The 21,399-nt window shown below is 66.5% G+C and carries 17 protein-coding genes and 1 other RNA gene; 5 read left to right on the plus strand and 13 right to left on the minus strand.

All coding sequences use genetic code 11. The annotated features are described in order from the left end of the window. Window positions 1-47: 47 nt before the first annotated feature. The 8 genes from JNJ68_RS05085 to JNJ68_RS05120 form a co-directional block, all read right to left on the minus strand. Window positions 48-1,622, minus strand: a complete 1,575-nt coding sequence (locus JNJ68_RS05085; protein WP_294979803.1) for a glycoside hydrolase family 43 protein — start codon at window positions 1,620-1,622, stop codon at window positions 48-50. A gap of 105 nt (window positions 1,623-1,727) precedes the next feature. Then, complete coding sequence (locus tag JNJ68_RS05090) at window positions 1,728-2,861, minus strand: Gfo/Idh/MocA family oxidoreductase (RefSeq protein WP_294979805.1); 1,134 nt, start codon at window positions 2,859-2,861, stop codon at window positions 1,728-1,730. Between the two features lie 11 nt (window positions 2,862-2,872). Continuing rightward, a complete protein-coding gene (locus JNJ68_RS05095) occupies window positions 2,873-3,622 on the minus strand; it encodes a sugar phosphate isomerase/epimerase (RefSeq protein ID WP_294979807.1) in 750 nt (249 codons plus the stop codon). Between the two features lie 14 nt (window positions 3,623-3,636). Next, window positions 3,637-6,009, minus strand: a complete 2,373-nt coding sequence (locus JNJ68_RS05100) for a glycoside hydrolase family 2 protein (RefSeq protein ID WP_294979810.1) — start codon at window positions 6,007-6,009, stop codon at window positions 3,637-3,639. Between the two features lie 3 nt (window positions 6,010-6,012). Continuing rightward, window positions 6,013-7,092, minus strand: a complete 1,080-nt coding sequence (ugpC, locus tag JNJ68_RS05105) for a sn-glycerol-3-phosphate ABC transporter ATP-binding protein UgpC (protein WP_294979812.1) — start codon at window positions 7,090-7,092, stop codon at window positions 6,013-6,015. A gap of 3 nt (window positions 7,093-7,095) precedes the next feature. Next, a complete protein-coding gene (locus JNJ68_RS05110; protein WP_294979814.1) occupies window positions 7,096-8,010 on the minus strand; it encodes a carbohydrate ABC transporter permease in 915 nt (304 codons plus the stop codon). Further along, complete coding sequence (locus tag JNJ68_RS05115) at window positions 8,003-8,899, minus strand: sugar ABC transporter permease (RefSeq protein ID WP_294979816.1); 897 nt, start codon at window positions 8,897-8,899, stop codon at window positions 8,003-8,005. The genes JNJ68_RS05110 and JNJ68_RS05115 overlap by 8 nt, the downstream gene beginning before the upstream one ends. Window positions 8,900-8,972: 73 nt before the next feature. Further along, window positions 8,973-10,196, minus strand: coding sequence for an ABC transporter substrate-binding protein (locus JNJ68_RS05120; protein WP_294979818.1), 1,224 nt, complete (start codon window positions 10,194-10,196; stop codon window positions 8,973-8,975). 321 nt (window positions 10,197-10,517) lie between these two features. Here JNJ68_RS05120 and JNJ68_RS05125 point away from each other — a divergent pair, with 321 nt between their 5' ends. Genes JNJ68_RS05125 through JNJ68_RS05135 form a run of 3 tightly spaced genes read left to right on the plus strand, consistent with a single transcriptional unit; the run spans window position 10,518 to window position 13,803 of the window. Next, window positions 10,518-11,573 (plus strand): LacI family transcriptional regulator, encoded by a 1,056-nt coding sequence (locus JNJ68_RS05125; protein WP_294979820.1) that lies wholly within the window; start codon window positions 10,518-10,520, stop codon window positions 11,571-11,573. A gap of 12 nt (window positions 11,574-11,585) precedes the next feature. Beyond that, window positions 11,586-12,641 (plus strand): sugar phosphate isomerase/epimerase, encoded by a 1,056-nt coding sequence (locus tag JNJ68_RS05130; protein WP_294979822.1) that lies wholly within the window; start codon window positions 11,586-11,588, stop codon window positions 12,639-12,641. Window positions 12,642-12,645: 4 nt separating this feature from the next. Further along, window positions 12,646-13,803 (plus strand): Gfo/Idh/MocA family oxidoreductase, encoded by a 1,158-nt coding sequence (locus tag JNJ68_RS05135; protein WP_294979824.1) that lies wholly within the window; start codon window positions 12,646-12,648, stop codon window positions 13,801-13,803. A gap of 27 nt (window positions 13,804-13,830) precedes the next feature. Here the strand turns inward: JNJ68_RS05135 and JNJ68_RS05140 are convergent, their stop codons facing one another. From JNJ68_RS05140 to JNJ68_RS05160, 5 genes are all read right to left on the minus strand, one after another. Further along, window positions 13,831-14,700 (minus strand): NUDIX domain-containing protein, encoded by an 870-nt coding sequence (locus JNJ68_RS05140; protein WP_294979826.1) that lies wholly within the window; start codon window positions 14,698-14,700, stop codon window positions 13,831-13,833. 1 nt (window position 14,701) lies between these two features. Then, window positions 14,702-15,142, minus strand: coding sequence for a TrgA family protein (locus tag JNJ68_RS05145; protein WP_294979828.1), 441 nt, complete (start codon window positions 15,140-15,142; stop codon window positions 14,702-14,704). 22 nt (window positions 15,143-15,164) lie between these two features. Next, window positions 15,165-16,379, minus strand: coding sequence for a cyclopropane-fatty-acyl-phospholipid synthase family protein (locus tag JNJ68_RS05150; RefSeq protein ID WP_294979830.1), 1,215 nt, complete (start codon window positions 16,377-16,379; stop codon window positions 15,165-15,167). 59 nt (window positions 16,380-16,438) lie between these two features. Continuing rightward, a complete protein-coding gene (locus JNJ68_RS05155; protein ID WP_294979832.1) occupies window positions 16,439-17,851 on the minus strand; it encodes a deoxyribodipyrimidine photo-lyase in 1,413 nt (470 codons plus the stop codon). 176 nt (window positions 17,852-18,027) lie between these two features. Then, the gene (locus JNJ68_RS05160; RefSeq protein ID WP_294979834.1) at window positions 18,028-19,254 is read right to left on the minus strand and encodes an aminotransferase class V-fold PLP-dependent enzyme; all 1,227 of its coding nucleotides are present in this window, start codon (window positions 19,252-19,254) and stop codon (window positions 18,028-18,030) included. A 414-nt stretch (window positions 19,255-19,668) separates the two neighbouring features. Between JNJ68_RS05160 and JNJ68_RS05165 the strand changes: the two genes are divergently transcribed. After that, entirely contained in the window at window positions 19,669-20,715 is a 1,047-nt protein-coding gene (locus JNJ68_RS05165) for an extracellular solute-binding protein (RefSeq protein WP_294979836.1), read from the plus strand. Window positions 20,716-21,111: 396 nt separating this feature from the next. After that, window positions 21,112-21,399: a transfer-messenger RNA gene (gene ssrA, locus JNJ68_RS05170) on the plus strand; the annotation flags it as partial.

Raw genomic sequence — 21,399 nt, forward strand, 5'->3', positions numbered from 1 at the left:
CATCGGCCCGGCAATCAAGAGTTGATCAAATCCGCCCGCCCAAATCCTCAATCCGCTTTGGGCGCATAGCGGAAGCGGGTCACATCCGCCGTCCAGCCCTGCCCGGTCAGGTCATGCGCGACCACCCCGACGAAGGCCCCGGTAAAGCTCGCATGTTCGCCCCGCCCGCCTTCGTCCGACACCACCGAGGCATCCAGCTCCGGCCCCACCGCCACCCCGTTCACGCGGAACCGCTGCACGGCGCGGTCCACCGTCACCCCCAGCGTGACCTTGCCTTCCGCCACCGGGAACCGCCCGTGGAAGGTCAGCGCCTCGCCCGGCCAGTCGCCGAGGCAGGAGACCAGCACCACAACCCGCTCGCCCGCCTCACGCGTCACCAGCGCCGCATGGAACTTGTGCCGGTTGTAGTACGTGATCAGCCCCGCCGCCCGCTGCCAGTTCGGCGGATCGGCCACGAGGTCGCACTCCGCCGCATAGGCTGGTTCATCCTGCCGCCGGGCGACCAGCGCCTGTTCGAACCAGGACCCCAGACTTTCCCGCCCGATCAGCCGCAGGGCGCTGCCGGTCAGGGCGAAGATGCGCTCGGGATAGGGCGTCCGCAGCCACTGGAAATCGACCGGCAAGTCCGGTCCAGTGAAGCCATAATCCACCGCGTCGGCGGCCCTCCGCTCGATGGGCAGGTCCACGGTGGCCGGAGGCAGCACGCCCCCGTCCTTCAGCCACAGCCAATCGTCCCGCCACACGACCTCCGCCAACCCCGTTTCGCGCCCCGTCGCGCAGAACGGCCCGCGCGGCCCCTGCTGCGGCCGCCCGCAGAGGAATGAATGCCAGTGCCGCCCGTCATGGCCTTCGACATACTGCCCATGCCCCATCCGCTGAATGGGGTTCTCCGGGTCGAACCGCGCGGTGATCAGGTGTTTCTGCGGATGCGTCTCATAGGGCCCCCGGATGTCCCGCGACCGCGCCAGCGTCACCGCATGGTCATAGCCTGTGCCGCCTTCGGCAGTCGTCAGGTAATACCAGTCCCCACGCCGGAACAGATGCGGCGCCTCGGTCAGGCCGAGGTCCGTGCCGGTGTAGATCGTCGTGACCTCGCCCAGAAGCCCCCTCTCCGGGTGCCATTCCTGCACCTCGATCCCGTCGAAGGCGTCATGCGCGGGGTTCAGCCCCGTCCCCTTGCCGCGATGGTTCCAGCGCATGTTGAGGAACCACTTGCGTCCGTCCCGGTCATGGAAGAGCGATGGGTCGAAGCCCGAGGAATTGACGTAAACGGGGTCCGACCAGTCGCCCTCCACCGTGGCGCAGGTGACGATGTAGTTGTGCGCGTCCTTGAAGGCCCCATCCAGCCGCTTCACGTCGGTATAGACCAGCCAGAACCGCCCGTCGGCATGGGACAGGCAGGGCGCCCAGATGCCGCAGCTGTCGGGGTTGCCGCGCATGTCGAGTTGACTGGCCCGCCGCAGGGGCCGCGCCACCAGCCGCCAGTTCACCAGGTCGCGCGAGTGGTGGATCTGCACGCCGGGATACCATTCGAAGGTCGAGGTGGCGATGTAATAGTCCTCGCCCACCCGGCAGAAGGACGGGTCGGCGTTGAAGCCGCGGATCACGGGGTTTTCCAGCATCTTCAGCCTCCTGCACGGCCCTCCCGCATGGGTCGGGCGGAGGGCCCCCTCACGCCCTCCGCCCGCAAGGCCCGCCCGGCGGGAGAGGCCGGGCAGGCCGGTTCGTCAGCGCAGAAGCGCCCGCGCCTCCTCGGGCGACAAGGCGGCAGGCCGGGTGCAGGTCGTGGTCAGCGTCACGAACTGCCCGGTTTCGCCCGATTTCAGGCAGGCGGTCATCACCTCCACCCCGTGCAGCGCGCGCTCCAACGAGCAGCGCGGATCGCGCCCCTCCTGCAAGGCCGCGACCATGTCGGCCAGCCCCGCGGTCCGGTAGTTCGCCAAGGGACCGCGATCCGGATGCTCCTGGTTTGGCACGCCGAACGGGTGGTCCCAGGCGTCCAGCTCGGTCAGGCTGCCGTCCTTGCCACCGATCTCCACCGTGCCGCCGAAGAAGTTCGGATCGGGGACGTAAAGCGTGCCCTCCGTGCCATACAGTTCGAAATGGTTGCGTTTGTGATGCCAGACATCCCAGCTGGTCGACAGGGTGATCGTCGCCCCGCTGTGGAATTCCAAGAGCGCGTGGATGTTGGTCGGCGTCTTCACCGGCACCGTCTCGCCCTCGCGCGGCCCGTTCGAGATCACCCGCTCCGCCTGCGCCGAAGAGGTCAGCGCCCCCACGCGGGCGACCGGGCCGAGGAAGTTGATCAGGTCGGCGACGTAATACGGCCCCAGGTCCAGCATCGGCCCGGCACCGGGCAGGAAGAAGAAGTCGGGGTTCGGATGCCAGTGCTCCATCCCGTGGTTGAGCACCGCCGCGGAACCGGCGGTGATCGTGCCCACCCGCCCCTCGTCCAGCACGGCCCGGGCCTGCTGGTGCGCGCCGCCCAGGAAGGTGTCGGGCGCGCAGCCCACCGCCAGGCCCTTCGCGCGGGCCAGGTCGCGCAGCGTCACCCCCTCCTCCAGCGTCAGGACCAGCGGCTTTTCCGAATAGGCGTGCTTGCCCGCCTCCAGGATGCGCTTCGTCACCGCGTAATGCGCGTCGGGGATGGTGAGGTTGATCACCACATCCACCTCCCGGTTGGCGAGCAGGTCGTCGACCGACTGCGCCTTCACGTTGAACTCCTCGGCCCGCGCCTTTGCGGCCTCCATGTTCACATCGGCGACTGCCCGCACCTCCAGCCCCTTGAACAGCGGCGCCAGCCGCAGGTAGCTGGTCGAGATATTGCCGCAGCCGATGATACCGATACCCAGGTTTGCCATTTTTCTTGTCCTCAGAAGGATTTGGCCGAGGCGATGGAGCGGGCCGCGAACCGCGCGTCGTCCTTCGGGTTGTCATGTTCCATGACGAAGTGTTTGACCCCGATCTTCCGCAGCGCGGCCATGATCGTGTTCCAGTCCACCGTGCCGTGCCCCACGTCCGCCCAGCCGTCCTCGTCCTTGTTCTGACCGGCGTTGGCGATGTCCTTCACATGGGCCGCAGTGATCCGGTCCTTGTATCTGTCGATCCAGACCAGCGGGTCGGCCCCGCCCCGGATCACCCAGGCGACGTCCATCTCCCATTCGAGCCCCAGCCCACCCTCGAAGATGCGGTCCTGCGGCATCGAGCCATCGGCCAGCGGCTTGAACTCGAAGTCGTGGTTGTGCCAGCCGAAGCCGTAGCCCGCCGCCTTGTAGGGCGCCCCCGCCTTCTGCAACCGTTCCCCGAAGGCCGTCCAACCGGCCACGTCCGCGGGCCGGTCTTCGGGCAGGACATAGGGGCAGTACAGCCGCTCCATCTTCAACGCCCTGGCGATGCCAAGCACCTTGTCGACCTCGGTCTCCAGCTGCTGCAGGCCGAAGTGTCCAGTCGGCATGGTCAGCCCGGTGGCCTTGAGCCCCTCCTGGGTCGCCGCCACCGCCGCATCGTCGGCATAAAGCGCGCCATAGCCTTCGACGGCGGTATAGCCCGCCTGCGCGACCATTTCGAAGGTCTTCGACATCGGCCCGAAGTTGCGCGAGGAATAAAGCTGATAGCTGAACATGGGATTACCTTTCGTCAGCCGCCATAGGTGGCGGAATGGAGATCGCGGAGGGTGAAGACGGGCACCGTCGAGGGGTCCTCGGGGGTGAAGGTGATCGTGGCCGGGTGGCCGGGGAACAGCGTGACGGCGTTGGTGGAGAAGCGTCCCGGAACTTCAGATTCCACTGCAACAAAGGGGGAGAGTGCGTTGACCTGCAATGTCAATTTCCAGACATCGTTCTCGCGCTGGATGTCTGCCGTCAGGCCTGACGGCAGCAGGTCATAGGCCTTCCATGGCTTCGGCGCATGGACGTCCCCGCCTTGCGCATCGCCCGACCAGACGAAGGCCAGCACCTCATCCGCCCGCAATGCGCCCGGGGCCACCGTGAGCACCGGCACCGCCGCATCAGTCGGCACCGTGACCACCGCCTCCGCCAGCTTTCGCACCGTCCCATCCATCGCAGCTGCCCGCGCCATGACGGTGATCGTCACCGCCTCGGCCCGGTCATTCACCGCCCGAAGCTCAATGCCCCCGTCCACCGGCACCGCCACGACCGTCACCGGCGCATAGAACCGAGCGGCCATGTGGTGCAGCAGCTTCCAGTTCCCGCCGTGATCCAGGCTCGACCAGGAGCACACCGGCCAGGTATCGTTCAGCTGCCAGTAGAGCACCCCCATGCAATGCGGCTTCAGGCTCCGCCAATGGGTGACGGCAGTCTTGATCGCCAGCCCCTGCTGCACCTGGCTCAGGTAGACGAAATTCGGGAAATCCACCGGGAAGCGGAAAGTGCGGAACATTGTCTCGGCGATCCGCGCGTTCCCGCCGGGGTTCTTCTGATGGCTCTCCATCACCGGGCTGGCGATGTTCCAGTCCTTGCGCTCGGCAAACCGCTTGATCGCCGAGAGCGAGGGATAGGACTGGAAGCCGAACTCCGAACAGAACCGGGGGCTTACGTCCCGATAATGATCGAAGTCCCGCCCCTCGTGCCACACGCTCCAGAAATGCATGTCGCCACTGGAGTCGTCATGCCAGGCATCCCCGAACGCCAGCGGCCCCGGCGAGGGCGACGACGGCCACCAGTTCGCCCCCGGCAACACAGCCAGCAGCGCCGCCTCCACCGCGCGGTTCAGCCGGTCGTAGTTCACCAGATAGCGGTCCCGGTCCTTGCGGGACTCGGGAAACCAGGTCAGCGCGCCGATCAACTCGTTGTCACCGCACCAGAGCGCGATGCAGGCATGGTGGCTGATCCGCCCCACCACATCCCGAACCTCGGCATCGACCTCCGCCAGGAACTCCGGGGTGGAGGGATAGAGATGGCAGGCGAACATGAAGTCCTGCCAGACCATCAGGCCCAACTCGTCGCAGAGGTCATAGAACCAGTCCGGCTCATAGCGCCCGCCGCCCCAGATGCGGATCATGTTCATGTTCGCATCAACGGCGGATTGCAGAAGGCCCCGCACCGCATCCGGCGTGATCCGCCCGAACAGCGCATCCGCCGGTATCCAGTTTGCCCCCTTGGCAAAGACCGCCCGCCCGTTCACCCGCATTCCGAAGGAGCGCCCCGCTGCGTCCGGTTCGCTGACCAGCGCCATGTCCCGCAGCCCGATCCTCCTGACTGCTGTCGACCCGCCGCCCGTCAGGACCAGTTCGTGCAACGCCTGCGCGCCCTGGCCCGCGGGCCACCACAGCACCGGGTCACGGATGACCAGCGCCAGGTCGGCCATGCCGCCAACCACAGGCGCAGTTTGCCATACTCCGCAGAGACTTGCCGTCACCTCCTCAGACGTCGCATGAACCCGCAGCCGCACCTCGACCTGCCCCGGAGAATGCACCTGATCCACCAGCACATCCCCGATCCGAGGACCCGCCGCCTCCAGCCGGATCGCTCCGGAAACTCCGAAGACCCCCAGCGCGATGTTCCAGTCCCAGCCGAAGTCGCACTGCTGTTTCCGCAGCATGTTCGCGTGCGGGATCGGCCCGTTGACCTGCTGGTAGGGGATCGGGAAGGGCATCCGCGCCGCCCGAGCCGCCGCCTCGCGGACCGGAGAGCGGAACAGGATCTCGACCGCATTCTCGCCCGCCGTCAGCGCGGACGACACATCCACACGCCAGCGCCGGTGCTGGTTCGCCGCCGACAGGACCAGAACTCCGTTCAGCCGCACCTCGGCCACCGTGTCCAGCCCCTCGACCACCAGCTCTGCCGCCGACCCGTCGTGCCGGAACACCCGCCGCGCCACCCAATCCCGCTCGGCCACCCAGCGGCAATCATACTCGCTCCGCCCCCAATACGGCTCCGGGATCACCCACGCCTTCGCCAGCGCGGTGATCCCGTCCCCGGGCAGGTCCATGGCAACGTTATGGGCGCCGCTTTCATCCGAAAGCGTCCAGCGCCCCGCCAGGTCGAGCATCCCTCAGATCCTCTGTTCCGTCTTCGCGTCGAAGAGCGACGCCTTGGGGATATCCAGCCCCAGATGCACCTTCGTGCCCGGCGGCAACCGCCCCTCGACCGGCACCCGCACGCTCAGGTTCGCCCCTTCCGCCTTCAGCCACAAAAGACTGTCGGCCCCCAGATGCTCGTCGATCTCCACCTCCGCCGGGATCGACGGGCCGGACAGGGGCGAGGTCGAGACGGTGATATGCTCGGGCCTGACCCCCAGGATCGCCTGGTCGCGCTCCAGCACCGCGCCCCCGTCATAGCCCGCCAGGTCGATCTTCGTCGCCCCGAACTGGAAGGCCCTGCCCCCCTCCACCGTCCTGCCCTTCAGGAAATTCATCGAGGGGCTGCCGATGAAGCCCGCCACGAACAGGTTCGACGGGCGGTTGTAGATTTCCAAAGGCTCTGCAAGTTGCTGGATCACGCCGCCCTTCATCACCGCAATGCGGTCCGCCAGCGTCAGCGCCTCGATCTGGTCGTGGGTCACATAGACCATCGTGTTGCCCAGCTGGTTGTGCAGGCGCTTGATCTCCACCCGCAATTCGCTGCGCAGCTTGGCGTCGAGGTTCGACAGCGGCTCGTCGAACAGGAACACATCCACGTCCCGCACCAAAGCCCGCCCGATCGCCACCCGCTGCCGCTGCCCGCCCGACAAGGCCGCCGGCTTCCGGTCCAGAAGCGGCTGGATCTGCAAGATCTCCGCCGCCCGCGCGATCCGCTTGTCGATCTCGGCCTGTGGCACCTTCGCGTTCTTCAGCCCGAAGGAAAGGTTCCCCCGCACCGTCATCTGCGGGTAAAGCGCATAGGACTGGAAGACCATGCCGATCCCCCGCTCCGACGGCTCGGCCCAGGTCACGTTCTTGCCCTTGATCCAGATCTGCCCGTCGGTGATGTCGAGAAGCCCCGCGAGGCAATTCAGCAGCGTCGACTTCCCGCAGCCCGACGGCCCCAGAAGCACCACGAACTCCCCCTCCGCCACGTCGAGGTTCATGTTCTTCAGGACCGAGATCGACCCGAAGTTCAGCGTCAGATCCTTGACTTCAATCGAGTTTCCCATGCATCAGCCTTTCACGGCACCGGCGGCGATACCGCGGACGAAGAGTTTCCCCGAGACGAAATAGACCACCAGAGGCACCAGCCCGGTCAGCAGCGTCGCGGCCATGTTGACGTTGTATTCCTTCACCCCCTGCACCGAGTTGACGATGTTGTTCAACTGCACCGTCATCGGGTAGAGGTCGGGCTTGGTGAAGACCACGCCAAAGAGGAAGTCGTTCCAGATGCCGGTGACTTGCAGGATCAGCGCGACGACGAAGATCGGCAGGCTCATCGGCAGCATGATGCGGAAGTAGATGCCCCAGAACCCCGCGCCATCCACCCTCGCGGCCTTGAAGAGTTCCTCCGGGATCGCGCTGAAATAGTTGCGGAAGAGCAGCGTCAGGATCGGCATCCCGAAGATCGTATGCACGATGACAAGACCCCAGAGCGTACCGTAGATCCCCGCCTCGCGCAGCAGGATGACGATGGGATAAAGCATGATCTGGTAGGGGATGAACGACCCGAAGATCAGGATGGTGAAGAAGATGTCCGACCCCTTGAAGCGCCAGTTGATCAGCGCGTAGCCGTTCACGCTGGCGATGGCGATCGACAACACCACCGAGGGCACGGTGATGATGACCGAATTCCAGAAGCCCCGCGAAAGCCCGTCGCAGTTAAGCCCGGTGCAAGCCTCCTTCCAGGCCTTGACCCAGGGCTGGAAGGTGAACTCGACCGGGGGCGAGAAGATGTTGCCCAGCCGCACCTCGGGCATCCCCTTCAGGCTGGTCATCACCATCACCCAGAGCGGCAGGAGGTAATAGAGGCAGACCACGATCAGCGTGCCGTACAGCATGATGTTGCGGGGAGAGAGCGTCTTGCGCGGCTTGGCGCCGCGGGGCCCGGCCATCGCGGCGGATCGGGTCATGGAAGCGTCAGCCATGCTTCTTGCCTCCGAATTCCAGATAGGCCCAGGGGATCAGCACGATCAGCACAGAAAGCAGCATCATCGTGGAGGCCGCGAACCCCTGCCCCAGGTTCTGCGCCTGGAACATGTAGTCATAGACATACATCGCCGGGACCTGGGAGGCGTTACCCCCTGGCCCGCCGGAGGTCATCGCCACCACCAGGTCGTAAAGCCGGATGATGCCGCTGGCGACGATCACCAGCGTGGTGATGAAGACCGCCCGCATCATCGGGATGATCACAACCACATAGGTCTTCCAGGTCGGGATCCCGTCGACCCGGGCGGCTTTCCAGATATCCTCGTCGATGCCGCGCAACCCCGCCAGCATCAGGCACATCACGAAGCCGGTGCCCTGCCACAGCCCCGCGATCAGAAGTCCGTACAGCACCGTCTGCGGGTTGTTCAGCGGGTCGAAGGTAAAGCTCTCCCAGCCCCAGTCCCGCACCACGCCCTGAATGCCGAACTGCGGGTTCAGGATCCATTGCCAGACCAGCCCGGTCACGATGAAGGACAGCGCGAAAGGATAGAGCATGATGGTGCGGAACGTGTCCTCGTGCCGGATCTTCTGATCCATCAGCACCGCCAGGATGAAGCCCATCACCACGGTGAAGACCAGCGACATGACCCCGTAGAACATCAGGTTCTGGATCGAGATCGTCCAGCGGCTGGTGGCCCACAGCCGCTCGTACTGGTCGAAGCCGACGAAATTCGCCTTGGGCAGCAGCTTGGAGTTGGTGAAGGAATAGACGACGGTCCAGATCGTGCCGCCCAGGAAGACCACCAGCGCCGTCGCGATCATCGGGATCGCCGCGATCTTCGCACTGATGTTGCGGGTCCACCGCGCCCGCCCGCGCGCTTCTGCCATCGGTTCCTGCCCCCGGTTTCAGGTAGAAAAGGGGCCGTCCGTCGCCGGACAGCCCCCGGTGGTCAAGCCGGTCTCAGAGGCCCGACTTCAGGATTTCCACCCATTTCGCCTGGGCTTCCTCGGCCGGCATGTCCGACTTCCAGAACTCCACCATCAGGTCTTCGGCCTGCTTCTGCACGTCCGGGTTCCAGTTCATGTCGCCCGAGGGGACGATGTTGCCGCCGGCCAGGATTTCCAGACCCTTCTTCATGCAGTCGTTGGCCGCCGACAGGTCGATGTCGCCACGGATCGGCAGCGAGCCCTTCTTCAGGTTGAAGGCCACCTGGACTTCCGGGCTGACCAGCAGCGCGGCCAGACGCTTCTGGGCAGCTTCCTTCTCGGGATCGTCCAGTTTCGGGAAGTAGAAGGCGTCACCACCGGTCGAGATGTACTCGTTCAGGCCCAGGCCCGGCAGGCAGGTATAGTCCTTGCCGGCCACTTCGTTCGCCACCTGGAATTCACCCTGTGCCCAGTCACCCATGATCTGCCCGGCGGCTTCATCGGTGATCACCAGATTGGTCGCCTGGTTCCAGTCCTGAACCGTCGACTTCGCCGCCAGTTTCCGGGCATCCGCCGCCGCCTGGAAGACCTTGGCATATTCCGGACCGGCCGCGACATCCATGTTCTTGTCGACGTTCACCGCCTTCCAGGCGTCAAGCCCGGCCACGGCGATCTGCATCGCGCCGAAAGCCAGGTTCGACTGCCAGGGCTGGTTGCCCAAGGCCAGCGGGATCTTGCCCGCCGCTTCCACCTGCGGGGCGGTCGCCACGAACTCGTTCCAGTCCTTCGGAACCGGAATCCCGATGTCCTCATAGACCTTGTTCGACAGCCACAGCCATTCCGGCGAGTGGATGTTCACCGGCGCGCAATAGATCTTGCCGTCGACGGTGCAGGCATCCAGCAGGCTTGGCGGATAGACGATCTCTTTCCAGTTGTTCGCCTCGGCCACGTCGGTCAGGTCCAGCATCAGCCCGGCCTCGACCAGTTCCAGCGCCTGCTGGCCGTGGTTGAACTGGGTCGCACCCATCGGGTCGCCCCCGGTGATCCGGCTGATCATGATCGGACGCGCCGTGCCGCCCCCGCCCGCGATGGCGCCGTCGATCCATTTGTCGCCCGAAGCGTCGAAGGCCTTGGCCAGCTCCGCCACCGCCGCCGCCTCGCCGCCGCTCGTCCACCAATGCGTGACTTCAAGCTCTGTCGCCATGGCGGGCATCGCCACCGAAGCACAAAGCGCCGCCGTCAGTTTCGTCAGCTTCATCCGTTCCTCCCGGTTTTCTATAACGTTATAGAAACAGCCTATAACGTTATAGATTTACCGATCAACCGATCTTTTCGCTTGTCGCCGCCCCGCGCAGAAGTTTTCATGGGCCGATGATCCGCGCCTTTCGGGCCGGAAAACCGGGCCAGACCAGACCGATGCCGCAGCGCCAAATCTTCGCCAACCTGCCCCGCCGACTGGCAATTCCCCCCTGCCCGGTTCGGGTGGTTTCTGCGCCCGCGAAGATAGCGCTACCATCCGAATCAGCTGCCGGGATTCCGCCCCTCCCCGGCTCATCCCGCGCGAAAGAGGAGGGCGACCATGCCGCCGCCCGCTGATCGCGTCCCGCTCCCGACCACCGATTCGGAGCCCGAGCGCCCCACGCTCAAGACCATCGCCGTCGCGACAGGCCTGGCCGTCGCCACCGTCTCGCGCGCCCTGAAGGACGCCCCCGATATCGGCGAGGAAACCAAGCGCCGCGTGCGCGAAACCGCCGCCCGCCTCGGCTACCGCCCGAACCGCGCGGGCGTCCGCCTGCGCACCGGCAAGACCAATGTCATCGCGCTGGTGCTGTCGACCGAAACCGATGTGATGAACCACACCTCGCGGTTGATCTACTCGATCGCCAACGCGCTGCGCGGCACGGCCTACCATCTGGTCGTCATGCCCTTCTTCCCCGACCAGGACCCGATGGAGCCGATCCGCTACATCGTCGAGACGGGCAGCGCCGACGGCATCATCCTGAACCAGACCAAGGAAGACGACCCCCGCATCCGCTACATGCATGACCACGGCTTCCCCTTCGCCGCGCATGGCCGGACCGCGATGGGCATCGACCACATCTACTTCGACTTCGACAACGAGGCTTTCGGCCGCCTCGGCGTCCGCGCCATGTCCGAGCGCGGGCGCAGGCGACTGTTCCTCGTCGCCCCGCCGCAGGCGCATATGTATGCCCGCCACATGATCCACGGCTTCTCTGATGAAGCGGCGCGGCGCGGCCTGTCGTTCGAGCTGGCCGAGACCATCAACTCCGACAGCGGCGGCGATGCGGTGGATGCCGCGGTTCACGCCCGCTTCCTGCAACCGGACCCGCCCGACGGCATCCTCGTCGGTTCGACCACCGCCGGAATGGCGGCGATTGCCGGGGCAGAACGCGTCGGCCGTGTGCTGGGCCTCGATTTCGACGTGGTGGGCAAGGAAGCCATCGCCCTGCTGCGCCGGTTCCGCCGCGATATCATCATCGTGCGTGAAGATGTGGGCCATGCCGGTGATTTCCTGGCGAAGGCCCTGGTTGCGGCGGTCGAGAAGCGCGACTGGACCGAACGCCAGCGGCTGGAAATCCCGGTTCAGGTGGAAACCGGCCTCGGCGCCGGATAAAGGAGACCAAGCATGAAGACGATCAAGGGCCCGGCCCTGTTTCTCGCGCAGTTCGCAGGCGACACGGCGCCATTCAACTCATGGGCGTCAATCACCCAATGGGCCGCCGATTGCGGTTATCTGGGCGTGCAGGTCCCCTCCTGGGACGGGCGGCTGTTCGATCTGGAAAAGGCAGCCACGTCAAAGACCTGGTGCGACGAGTTCAAGGGAATTGCGAAGGAGGCAGGGCTTCAGGTGACAGAGCTGTCCACCCATCTGCAAGGCCAGCTCGTCGCCGTTCACCCCGCCTATGACACCGCCTTCGACGGCTTCGCCGCCCCGTCCGTGCGCGGCAACCCCAAGGCGCGGCAGGAATGGGCGGTGGACCAGGTGAAGAAGGCGCTGACCGCCTCGAAGAACCTCGGCCTTTCCGCCCATGCCACCTTCTCCGGCGCCTTGGCCTGGCCCTACCTCTACCCCTGGCCACAGCGCCCGGCGGGACTGGTCGAGGAAGCCTTCGAAGAGCTCGCCCGCCGCTGGCTGCCGATCCTGAACCATGCCGAGGATTGCGGCATCGACGTCGCCTACGAGATCCACCCCGGCGAGGATCTGCACGACGGCATCAGCTATGAGATGTTCCTGGATCGCGTGAAGGGACATCCCCGCGCCAACATGCTCTACGATCCCTCGCACTACATCCTACAACATCTTGATTACCTTGAGCATATCGACATCTACCACGATCGCATCCGCATGTTCCACGTCAAGGATGCAGAGCTGAACCCGACCGGCCGCCAGGGCGTCTACGGCGGCTTCCAGAGCTGGGTCGACCGCGCGGGCCGCTTCCGTTCCCCCGGCGACGGGCAGGTGGATTTCGGCGGCATCTTCTCCAAGCTCACCCAATACGGTTTCGATGGCTGGGCGGTGGTGGAATGGGAATGCTGTCTGAAACACCCCGAGGACGGCGCCCGCGAAGGCGCGGCCTTCGTTGACGCCCATATCATCCGCGTGACCGAGAAGGCCTTTGACGATTTCGCGGATGCGGGTACTGATGTTGCCGCTAACAGACGCATGCTTGGACTGGAGTGACCCAATGATCGACGCCGCCCATACCGCCCGCCCCGAACGCCTTCGCCTCGGCATGGTCGGCGGCGGACGCGATGCCTTCATCGGCGCCGTCCACCGCATCGCCGCGCGGATTGATGATCAATATGAACTGGTTGCAGGCGCTTTCTCCTCCAACCCGGAAAAGGCCCTCGCCTCGGCACAGGACCTTGGCGTCCCCCGCGCCTATACCTCCTTCGCCGAGATGGCTGCCAGGGAATCCCGCCGCAAGGACGGCATCGACGCCGTCGCCATCGTCACCCCCAACCACATGCACGCCCCCGTCGCGATGCAGTTCCTGAAGCGCGGCATCCATGTGATCTGCGACAAACCCCTGACCGCGACGCTCCCAGAGGCGAAGAAGCTCGCGAAAGCCGCCGAGGCCTCCGGCGTGGTCTTCGCGCTGACCCACAACTACACCGGCTACCCGATGGTCCGGCAGGCCAAGGCGATGATCGCTGCGGGCGACCTCGGCGAGATCCGCCTCGTCAACGTCGAATACGTGCAGGACTGGCTGACCGAAGCGGTGGACAACAAGCAGGCCGAATGGCGCACAGACCCCGCCCGCTCCGGTGTTGGCGGCTCGACCGGCGACATCGGCACCCATGCCTTCAATCTGGCGAACTTTGTCTCCGGCCTCACGCTCGACACGCTCGCCGCCGACCTCTCGTCGTTCGTCCCCGGTCGCCGGGTGGACGACAACGGTCATGTGCTCATGCGCTACCAGGGTGGTGCCAAGGGGATGCTCTGGTGCAGCCAGGTCGCGCCGGGCAACGAGAACGGCCTCCGCCTGCGCATCTACGGCAGCAAGGGCGGGCTGGAATGGGCGCAGGAAGACCCGAACTATCTCTGGTTCACCCCCTTCGGGCAGGAGAAACGCAAGATCACCCGCGGCGGCGCCGGATCAGGCCCCGAAGCCTCCCGCGTCACCCGCGTGCCCCCCGGCCACCCGGAGGGCTACCTGGAAGGCTTCGCCAACATCTACACCGAGGCCGCCCGCGCCATCCGCGCCGCCAAGGCCGGTGAGCCGGTGCCCGCAGGCACCACTTTCCCCGGCCTGAAAGAGGGGCTCGAAGGTGTGGCCTTCGTCGACGCCTGCGCGCGGTCGTCCGCCCGCAACGGCGCCTGGGTCAGCCTGAACCTCTGACGGACGGTGGGTGAAACCCACCGCCCCCTACCCCCGCAACCGCCGCCGTTCCCGCTGCAACCACAGAACCGTAAGCAACAACGGCGCATTGCCGATCTCCCCCGCCGCCATCACCTCGACCAACCGGTCGAAGGACAGGAGATGCCCCTTGATATCCTCCGCCTCCTCCGCCGCGCCGAAGACCCCCGCCACCCCGTCCGGCAGGTCGCAGAGCGCGACGTAGGAATACAGATACTCCGTCACCGCCCCCGGCGTCGGATAATATTCCGCCACCTTCTCCAGCGCGCCCAGCACCAGCCCCGCCTCCTCCACCGCCTCGCGCCGCGCGGCCGCTTCCGGCGTCTCGCCCGGGTCTATCCGCCCCGCGATCGCCTCCAGTTGCCAAGGCAAGGGATCGCCCCGCCCCAGCGGCCCCATCCGCATCTGTTCGATCAGCAACACCCGGTCGCGCAGCGGATCATAGGGCAGCACCGTCACCGCATCGCCCACCACGAAGACCTCGCGCGCCAGCCAGGGGCTCATCCCCCCGTCGAAGCGCCGGTGCCGCAGCCGGTGCACATCCAGCCCGAAGAACCCCGCATGCGACGGCTCGACCCGGCCCGTCTCCACCTCGCCGCTGCCGACCCTCAGTCCTCGCCCCGCAGCCCCGGCCGCGCGCACCCGGCTCGCCGCCTCCACCCGCAGGGACGGCAGGCGGCGCGCGACCGCTTCCGCCGGAATCCGGCCCCAAGCCCGCATCACCAGCCCGGCCAGCGCCAACTCCTCCGGCCCCGGCCGGTCCGGCGCCGCCCCGATCACCGCCAGATAGAATCCCGCGCGCGCTTCGGCCTCGGGCCCCCGGGCATCGCCCAGCACCGCGTCCCGCAGCTCGGGGGCCATGGCATCCGCCAGGGACATGCTACTTCCAGCGCCGACCGGCGTTCTCGGTCAGAAGCCCGCCCAGCACGCCACCGAACAGAATCGTCCCGAACACCCCCACCGACAACAGCGCACCCGAGCGCCGCGCCATCGTCTGGAATATGTCCAGCAGCGCCTCCAGCGCGCCGTCATAGCGCATCTTGACCGAGTTATCGAGCATTTCGGCCAGCGCGAGCAGGAACAGCGCCGCGACGGCCAGCACGATCGCGGTCCTGACCCCGGCGCCGGCCGCCTCGACATAGCCCTTGCCGACCGCCGGTCCCATGACTTTCCAGCCGGTGATCGCGCCCACCAGCGCCGCAACCTCGCGGATCGGGCCGGCAGCAGAGGCGTCGGGCATGTTCATTGCGTAGAAATTCGCCAGCACCCAGCCCACGACCGCAAAACTCGCTGCGGCCATCAGCTTGGCACCGGTCGGCATGGGTGTCGGCATTCGAAGCCCCTCAGCTGGGACGCGTCACCGTGATCTGCGTCACGTCGCAGTTTCCACCCTGGAATGCGCCCGCGCAAGAGGCGAGGTAGAAATCCCACATCCGCTTGAAACGGTCGTCGAAGCCCAGCGACTTCACCTCGGCCCAGCGGGCGGTGAAGGTCTCGTGCCAGCGCCTGAGCGTCAGGCTGTAGCTCTCGCCGAACTCGATGGTTCCCTTGACCCGCAGCCCCGCCTTCACCACCTCGGCCCGCAGCACCGAGGGCGCGGGCAGCATCCCCCCCGGAAAGATGTGCTTCTGGATGAAATCCACTCCCCGCCGGTAAAGCTGCCAGCGCGCGTCCGCGACCGTGATGATCTGCAAGGTGGCATTCCGCCCCGGCTTCAGCCGCTCGCGCACCGCGTCGAAATAGACCGGCCAGTAGCGTTCGCCCACCGCCTCGAACATCTCGATGCTGGCGATCCCGTCGTAGCTGCCCCGCTCGTCGCGATAATCCTGCAACCGGATCTCCACCCGATCCGCCAGCCCCGCCCGCGCGATCCGCTCCACCGCGAAATCGTGCTGCGCCTGGCTGATGGTCAGCGCCGTCACCCGAAGCCCTCGCTCCTGCGCCGCGAATTCGGCGAACCCCCCCCAGCCGCAGCCGATCTCCAGCACATGCTCGCCCGCCCGGGCCCCCATCTGGTCGATCATGCTGGCGTATTTGCGCCGCTGCGCCGATTCCAGGCTTTCCTGCGGATTCTGGAAGATCGCCGAGGAATAGGTCATCGTCTCGTCCAGCCACAGCCGGTAGAACTCGTTGCCCAGGTCGTAGTGATGGGCGATGTTCTTCTTCGCCTGCCGCTTCGAGTTCGACTGCATCCAGAACCGCAGCCGCTCATAGGCCCGGACCAACCTCAGGCCGGGAAAGCCGTCGCCGACCAGCGTGTTCACCGGCAGCTGGATCAGGTCGAGAAAGGCTTGCAGGTCGGGCGTCGTCCACCAGCCGTCCAGATAGGCATCGCAGAAGCCCAGGTCGCCCTCGCGCAAAAGCCGCGCGAAAAGGTCCGGATGCTGCACCGTGATCTCTGCCGCGATGCCCGGAGCCCTGCCCTCGGCGCGGAACCTGCGGCCATCGGGCATCACGAAGTCAAGCCGCCCCTCGCCCAGCCGTCCGGCGATCTCGAAGACCGTGGGAAACCAGCGCGGCAGGTCGGCCTGTCCCTTCACCGTCGTCAGCACGTCCATCGGCCCACCCCCCTGGGTCTCTGTCGCTCGCGACAGTTTCACCAAAGTCGGGCCGTCGCTCAAGCCTTTCCTGCGCCATACGCCGCAAGGGCTCGCGCCCGCCCCTCGGCAAGGTCGACAACCGGCGCGGGATAGGCCTGCCCCGGTGCAAACCCCCAAGACCGCGGCACGGCCTCGAAGAAGGCCATCGCCTCCGGTCCCGGCGCCTGCGACAGCTCCGCGACGAAGCGGCGGCGATAGCGTCCCTCCGCGTCGAACTTCTCCGCCTGCCCCGCCGGGTTGAAGATGCGGAAATAGGGCGCCGCATCCGGCCCGGACCCCGCCACCCATTGCCAGCCCATCGCATTCGCCGCCGGGTCCCAGTCGGTCAGGCAGTCCGCGAACCAGTCCAGACCGACCTTCCAATGCGTCATGAGATGCTTTGTCAGATAGCTCGCCGCCACCATCCGCGCCCGGTTGTGCATCGTCCCCGTGACATACATCTCCCGCATCGCCGCATCGACCAGCGGCTCGCCCGTCATCCCCCGCCGCCAGCGCTCCGCCTCCGGGTTGTCGCTGCGCCAGGGGAAGGCATCCCATTCCGCCCGCCAGTTGCCGCTGACGATCCTCGGCGTGTGATGCATCAGGTGAGAGCTGAACTCGCGCCAGGCCAGCTCGCGCAGGAAGCTCTCCGCCCCCGCCCGCCCCTCGGCCCGCGCCCGCAGGCCCGCATGCCAGACCTCGCGGATGCCGATCTCGCCATAGGTCAGGTTCTCCGACAGGCGTGAGGTTCCCGCGACCCCCGGAAAATCCCGCATCTCACTGTACCGATCGACCGGCCCTTCGAGGAAATCCCCCAGCTTCTCCCGCGCCGCGGCCTCGCCCACCGACTGATAGCAGGCCACCACCGCCGCGCCCCGGTTCATCGCCGCCCCCAGCCGCCAGTCCGCCAGCCGCTCGCCCACAGGCCAACGCTCCACCCCCCGCGACCGCGTCGGAGCCGCCGCCGGAGCCGCCACCGCCATCCCCCGCATCGCCTTCCAATAGGGCGTGAACACCCGGTAGAACCCGCCCTGCCCGGTCTCCACCTCCCAGGGCTCGTGCAGAAGATGTCCCGAGAAACTCCGCGCCTCGATCCCCTCGCCCTTCAGCGCCGCCTTGACCTCGGTATCCCGCGCCACGCTCGCGGGGTCATACAGCCGCGACCACCAGACCCCGCCCGCCCCCGTCTCGGCCACCAGACCCCGCAGCACCGCCAGCGCCGGCCCTCGCCGCAAGACCAGCCGCAGGCCAACCCCTTCCAGCGCCTTGCCGAAGGCCTCGACCGACAACCCCAGCCGCCATTTCGGCGCCGCGCCCAAAGCCTCGGTCTCCGGGTCCAGAACGAAGACCGGCAGCACCGGACGCCCCGACGCCACCGCAGCCGCCAGCATCGGCTGGTCCGAGAGCCGCAAGTCGCGACGAAACCACAGGATCAACGGTCCGTCGGTCATTCCCCAAGCCTTTCCCATCGGACCGATACGCCACGTCTCCGAGCCCGGATCACCCGATCCCTTTCACATTTGCTCAAATATCCTCGGGGGTGGAAAACCCCCAACACCGTCCCTGCGCACTCTTCGCGCAGGGACAAACGCAAAGGCTTGCGCGCCAGCGCTCCGTTAAGCTGCCCTCACAGCACCCGGTCCAGCGCCGCGATCAACCGGCTGACCTCCTCGGCACTGGTATAGTGCACCGCCGACATCCGCAGCACCCCCTTTTCCCGGTCGATCCCCAGGGCCTCCAGCGGCCGCACGGCATAGAAATCCCCCGCCCAGCAGGCGATCCCGTTGCGGCCCAGCTCCTCCGACACCGGCTCCGCAGCCCGATCCAGCTCCACCGCAACCGTCGGCGCCCGCCGCCCGGCCTCCCGAGGCCCCAGGAGACGCACGTCATTCCGCTGCCCCAGATAGTCCAGCAAGGGCTGGATCACCGCCACCTCCTGCGCCCGCATCAGGTCATGCACCCCCCGATTCCGCGCCGCCGCATCCCCGCCGATCCCATGCCGCGCCGCCAGGGCGTCGATGTAATCCGCCATCCCCGCACAGGCCGCGACCTGCGCATGGTCCGGCCCGGCAGGCGTATGCCGCTTGTACAGCACCCCGTGGTTGAAGAAATGCCCCTGCCCCGGCAGCTCGAACCCGAACGTCTCGCGCAGAACCATGATCCCCTGGTGCGGCCCGAAGGTCTTGTAGGCCGAGAAGAGATAGACATCGCAACCAAGCACCGGAATGTCCGGGAAGCCATGCGGCGCATAACTCACCCCGTCCACCACCGTCCGCGCCCCCGCCGCCTTGGCCATCGCGCAGATGGCGGCCACATCGTTGATCTCGGCGATCACGTTGGAACATTGCGGGAAGCACACCAGCCGCACCTTGCCATCCGCCAGCAGCGCCCCCAGCGCCTCCAGCCCCAGCGACCCGGTGGCAGGGTCCAGCTTCCACTCGCGGACCTCGATCCCCTCCTCCGCCAGCCGCCGCCAGACGCCCGAGTTCGCCTCGTGGTCCTGGTTCGTCACCACCACCGCGCCGCCCGTCCCCGCCAGCCACTTCCGCACCGCTTGCGCCAGCACATAGGTGTTGGCGCTGGTCGAGGGCCCGAACGACACCTCCTCGCGGCGGACCCCCATCATCGCCGCCAGCCGGTCCCGCGCCTCGTCCATCTCCGCCCCCCCGGCCTCGGCCCCCGGATAGGGCCCATAGGGCTGCACCTTGCGGTCGCGGTAGAACCGGGTCAGCCGGTCCACCACCTGCATGCAAGGATAGCTTCCCCCGGCATTCTCGAAGAAGGCATGCGACGAAAGCACCGGCGATGCGAACGCCGGGAATTGCGAACGGACAAAGTCTAGATCAAGCGCCACCTGACGGCTCCTTGTTGGGGCCGCAGACCGGATGGCCCCGACGCGAGGCGGGAAATCCCGGTCCGCGGCAGGTCTTCCAGCCAGACCCGCGGATGTCTCTCTGCGGGCCAGAGCCGGGCGCCCTGCATGGGGGTCCCGGCCTCGACCGCCACGCTATCCGCCCCGCCCCGCCGCCGCAACCCCGTCCGCCATCCCGCCATCGCCCGATTCCGCCGCCCCATCCGCCGCGTCACCGGGATTTGCGCCGCTTTCTTCCGCATCCGCCGCGGATTCCCGCAATTTCCCCTTGTCCTTTTTTTCCGACCCCACCACCTTTCCGCCATGGACCGGGCCAAGGGGGCCGGTCTTCCACATCGACAAAAGAACACCCGGGGGCCCTTCGGGACCCGCCGCGTGTCGCGCAGAGGAGCACTCATGACCCGTCTCTCCCTTTCCGTGTTCAGCGCCGCTTCGGTCCTGGCACTCACTGTAGCCGCCCATGCGGCCGACCCCGAACTGACCGTGCTCGACTGGGCCGGCTGGGAAATCGACGGCATGCTGCAACCCTATGTCGACAAGAACGGCGAAAAGCCCAGCTACGTCTTCTTCGCCGACGACGACGAGGCCTTCCAGAAAGTGTCCTCCGGCTTCAAGGCCGACGTCGTCCACCCCTGCGCCGCTGCCGTTCCGCGCTACATGGATGCCGGCCTGATCGAACCCTGGGATGTCTCGAAGATCCCGGAATTCGCCAATATCCCCGAACGCCTGACCAAGCCCTTCACCAATGACCAGGGCGTCTGGTTCGTGCCCACCGACTATGCCTATACCGCCATCGCCTACAACGCCGAGACGGTCCCGGCCGAGGACGTGGCCTCGATCCAGATATTCGCCTCCGACAAATATGCCGGCCGCATCGCGCTCCCGGACAACACCGACGACGTCTGGTCGCTCGCCTTCATGGCCACCGGCGTGACCTCCTGGGACAATGTGACCGACGAACAGTTCACCGCCGCCGCCGACTGGCTGCGCAAGGTGCACCCGAACGTCCGCGCCTACTGGTCCGACCCCTCGGAACTGTCGCAGCTCATGGCCTCGGGCGAGGTGCAGGTCGCCTGGTCCTGGAACGACCCGGTGGCGATCCTGACCGCCGAGAACTTCCCCGTCGGCTTCAACCGCGCCCCCGCCGAGGGGGCCGCGACCTGGTATTGCGGCTTCGTAAACATCAAGGATGGCCCCGGAAGCGAAGACAAGGCCTATGACTTCATGAACTCGCTCCTCGCGCATTCCTCGGCCCAGCCGCTCCTGGACGCCATCGGCTATGCGCTGGCCAACGATGCCGCCATGGCCGAAATCCCCGCCGAAGCGCTGAAGGCGGCTTACGTCGACCCGGTGACGACGCCCCTCTTCGTGCAATCGCCCCCCACCAACGAATTGCGGGAACGGATGATCGAGGAATTCGAGTCGATCAAATCGGGGTTCTGATCCCGGCCATCTGACCAAGGAACGCCCGAGGGAAACCCCGGGCGTTTTGGCTTGAGCTCCGTCTTTCAGTCGCCCTTTCGGTCCTTGCAACGGTTGCAACCGCCGAAACCATCAAGCGTAGGGCGGTTGCCAACCCACCACTATCCATGGCGGCCAGCAAACGCAGGGTGCGTGATTTCACGCACCATCCCTGATCCCCCCATGCCCCGACATCAATCTTGGGGTAGGTGCCAACCCAGCACCCACCCACCACCACCCCCCGACACCCTGACACCACCCGCAAAGCTCGCATACCCCGCTCGAAAGCCCACCACCGACCCCTTTCCAACTCCCTAACGCCCAGATCCAACCCCTTGATTTTCCATGCCCCGAAAACCTGTCCACGCGTGGCGCGCCCACCTTGCGCCCCCCGCCCCTGCCCCCTATATTGACCGCTGTCGGGGGCAACCCCGACTATGGCGATAAACGCACCTGTAATAATCGGCTCGGACCCGGGGGCGGTACCCGGCGGCTCCACCAACACCCCGTTCGTTGCGGGAAGATGGGGCCGAAATAGGATCGACGAACGACCAAAGAGGCCAGCTTTCGCTCGGTGAGGTACCACCGTTATCGGTCCATGATCACAGTTGCCAACGACAACCGTGCTCCGGTGGCGCTGGCCGCGTAAGCGGCTCGCAATACCAA

Origin of the sequence: Tabrizicola sp. (assembly GCF_016793705.1) — a bacterium.
In the GTDB taxonomy this organism is placed as follows: domain Bacteria; phylum Pseudomonadota; class Alphaproteobacteria; order Rhodobacterales; family Rhodobacteraceae; genus Tabrizicola.

What these genes read in the sequence shown, in the direction of transcription:
- JNJ68_RS05085 (WP_294979803.1), bottom strand. Translation starts at nt 1,622, where the DNA reads ATGCTGGAAAACCCCGTGATCCGCGGCTTCAACGCCGACCCGTCCTTC.
- JNJ68_RS05090 (WP_294979805.1), bottom strand. Translation starts at nt 2,861, where the DNA reads ATGGCAAACCTGGGTATCGGTATCATCGGCTGCGGCAATATCTCGACC.
- JNJ68_RS05095 (WP_294979807.1), bottom strand. Translation starts at nt 3,622, where the DNA reads ATGTTCAGCTATCAGCTTTATTCCTCGCGCAACTTCGGGCCGATGTCG.
- JNJ68_RS05100 (WP_294979810.1), bottom strand. Translation starts at nt 6,009, where the DNA reads ATGCTCGACCTGGCGGGGCGCTGGACGCTTTCGGATGAAAGCGGCGCC.
- ugpC (WP_294979812.1), bottom strand. Translation starts at nt 7,092, where the DNA reads ATGGGAAACTCGATTGAAGTCAAGGATCTGACGCTGAACTTCGGGTCG.
- JNJ68_RS05110 (WP_294979814.1), bottom strand. Translation starts at nt 8,010, where the DNA reads ATGGCTGACGCTTCCATGACCCGATCCGCCGCGATGGCCGGGCCCCGC.
- JNJ68_RS05115 (WP_294979816.1), bottom strand. Translation starts at nt 8,899, where the DNA reads ATGGCAGAAGCGCGCGGGCGGGCGCGGTGGACCCGCAACATCAGTGCG.
- JNJ68_RS05120 (WP_294979818.1), bottom strand. Translation starts at nt 10,196, where the DNA reads ATGAAGCTGACGAAACTGACGGCGGCGCTTTGTGCTTCGGTGGCGATG.
- JNJ68_RS05125 (WP_294979820.1), top strand. Translation starts at nt 10,518, where the DNA reads ATGCCGCCGCCCGCTGATCGCGTCCCGCTCCCGACCACCGATTCGGAG.
- JNJ68_RS05130 (WP_294979822.1), top strand. Translation starts at nt 11,586, where the DNA reads ATGAAGACGATCAAGGGCCCGGCCCTGTTTCTCGCGCAGTTCGCAGGC.
- JNJ68_RS05135 (WP_294979824.1), top strand. Translation starts at nt 12,646, where the DNA reads ATGATCGACGCCGCCCATACCGCCCGCCCCGAACGCCTTCGCCTCGGC.
- JNJ68_RS05140 (WP_294979826.1), bottom strand. Translation starts at nt 14,700, where the DNA reads ATGTCCCTGGCGGATGCCATGGCCCCCGAGCTGCGGGACGCGGTGCTG.
- JNJ68_RS05145 (WP_294979828.1), bottom strand. Translation starts at nt 15,142, where the DNA reads ATGCCGACCGGTGCCAAGCTGATGGCCGCAGCGAGTTTTGCGGTCGTG.
- JNJ68_RS05150 (WP_294979830.1), bottom strand. Translation starts at nt 16,379, where the DNA reads ATGGACGTGCTGACGACGGTGAAGGGACAGGCCGACCTGCCGCGCTGG.
- JNJ68_RS05155 (WP_294979832.1), bottom strand. Translation starts at nt 17,851, where the DNA reads ATGACCGACGGACCGTTGATCCTGTGGTTTCGTCGCGACTTGCGGCTC.
- JNJ68_RS05165 (WP_294979836.1), top strand. Translation starts at nt 19,669, where the DNA reads ATGACCCGTCTCTCCCTTTCCGTGTTCAGCGCCGCTTCGGTCCTGGCA.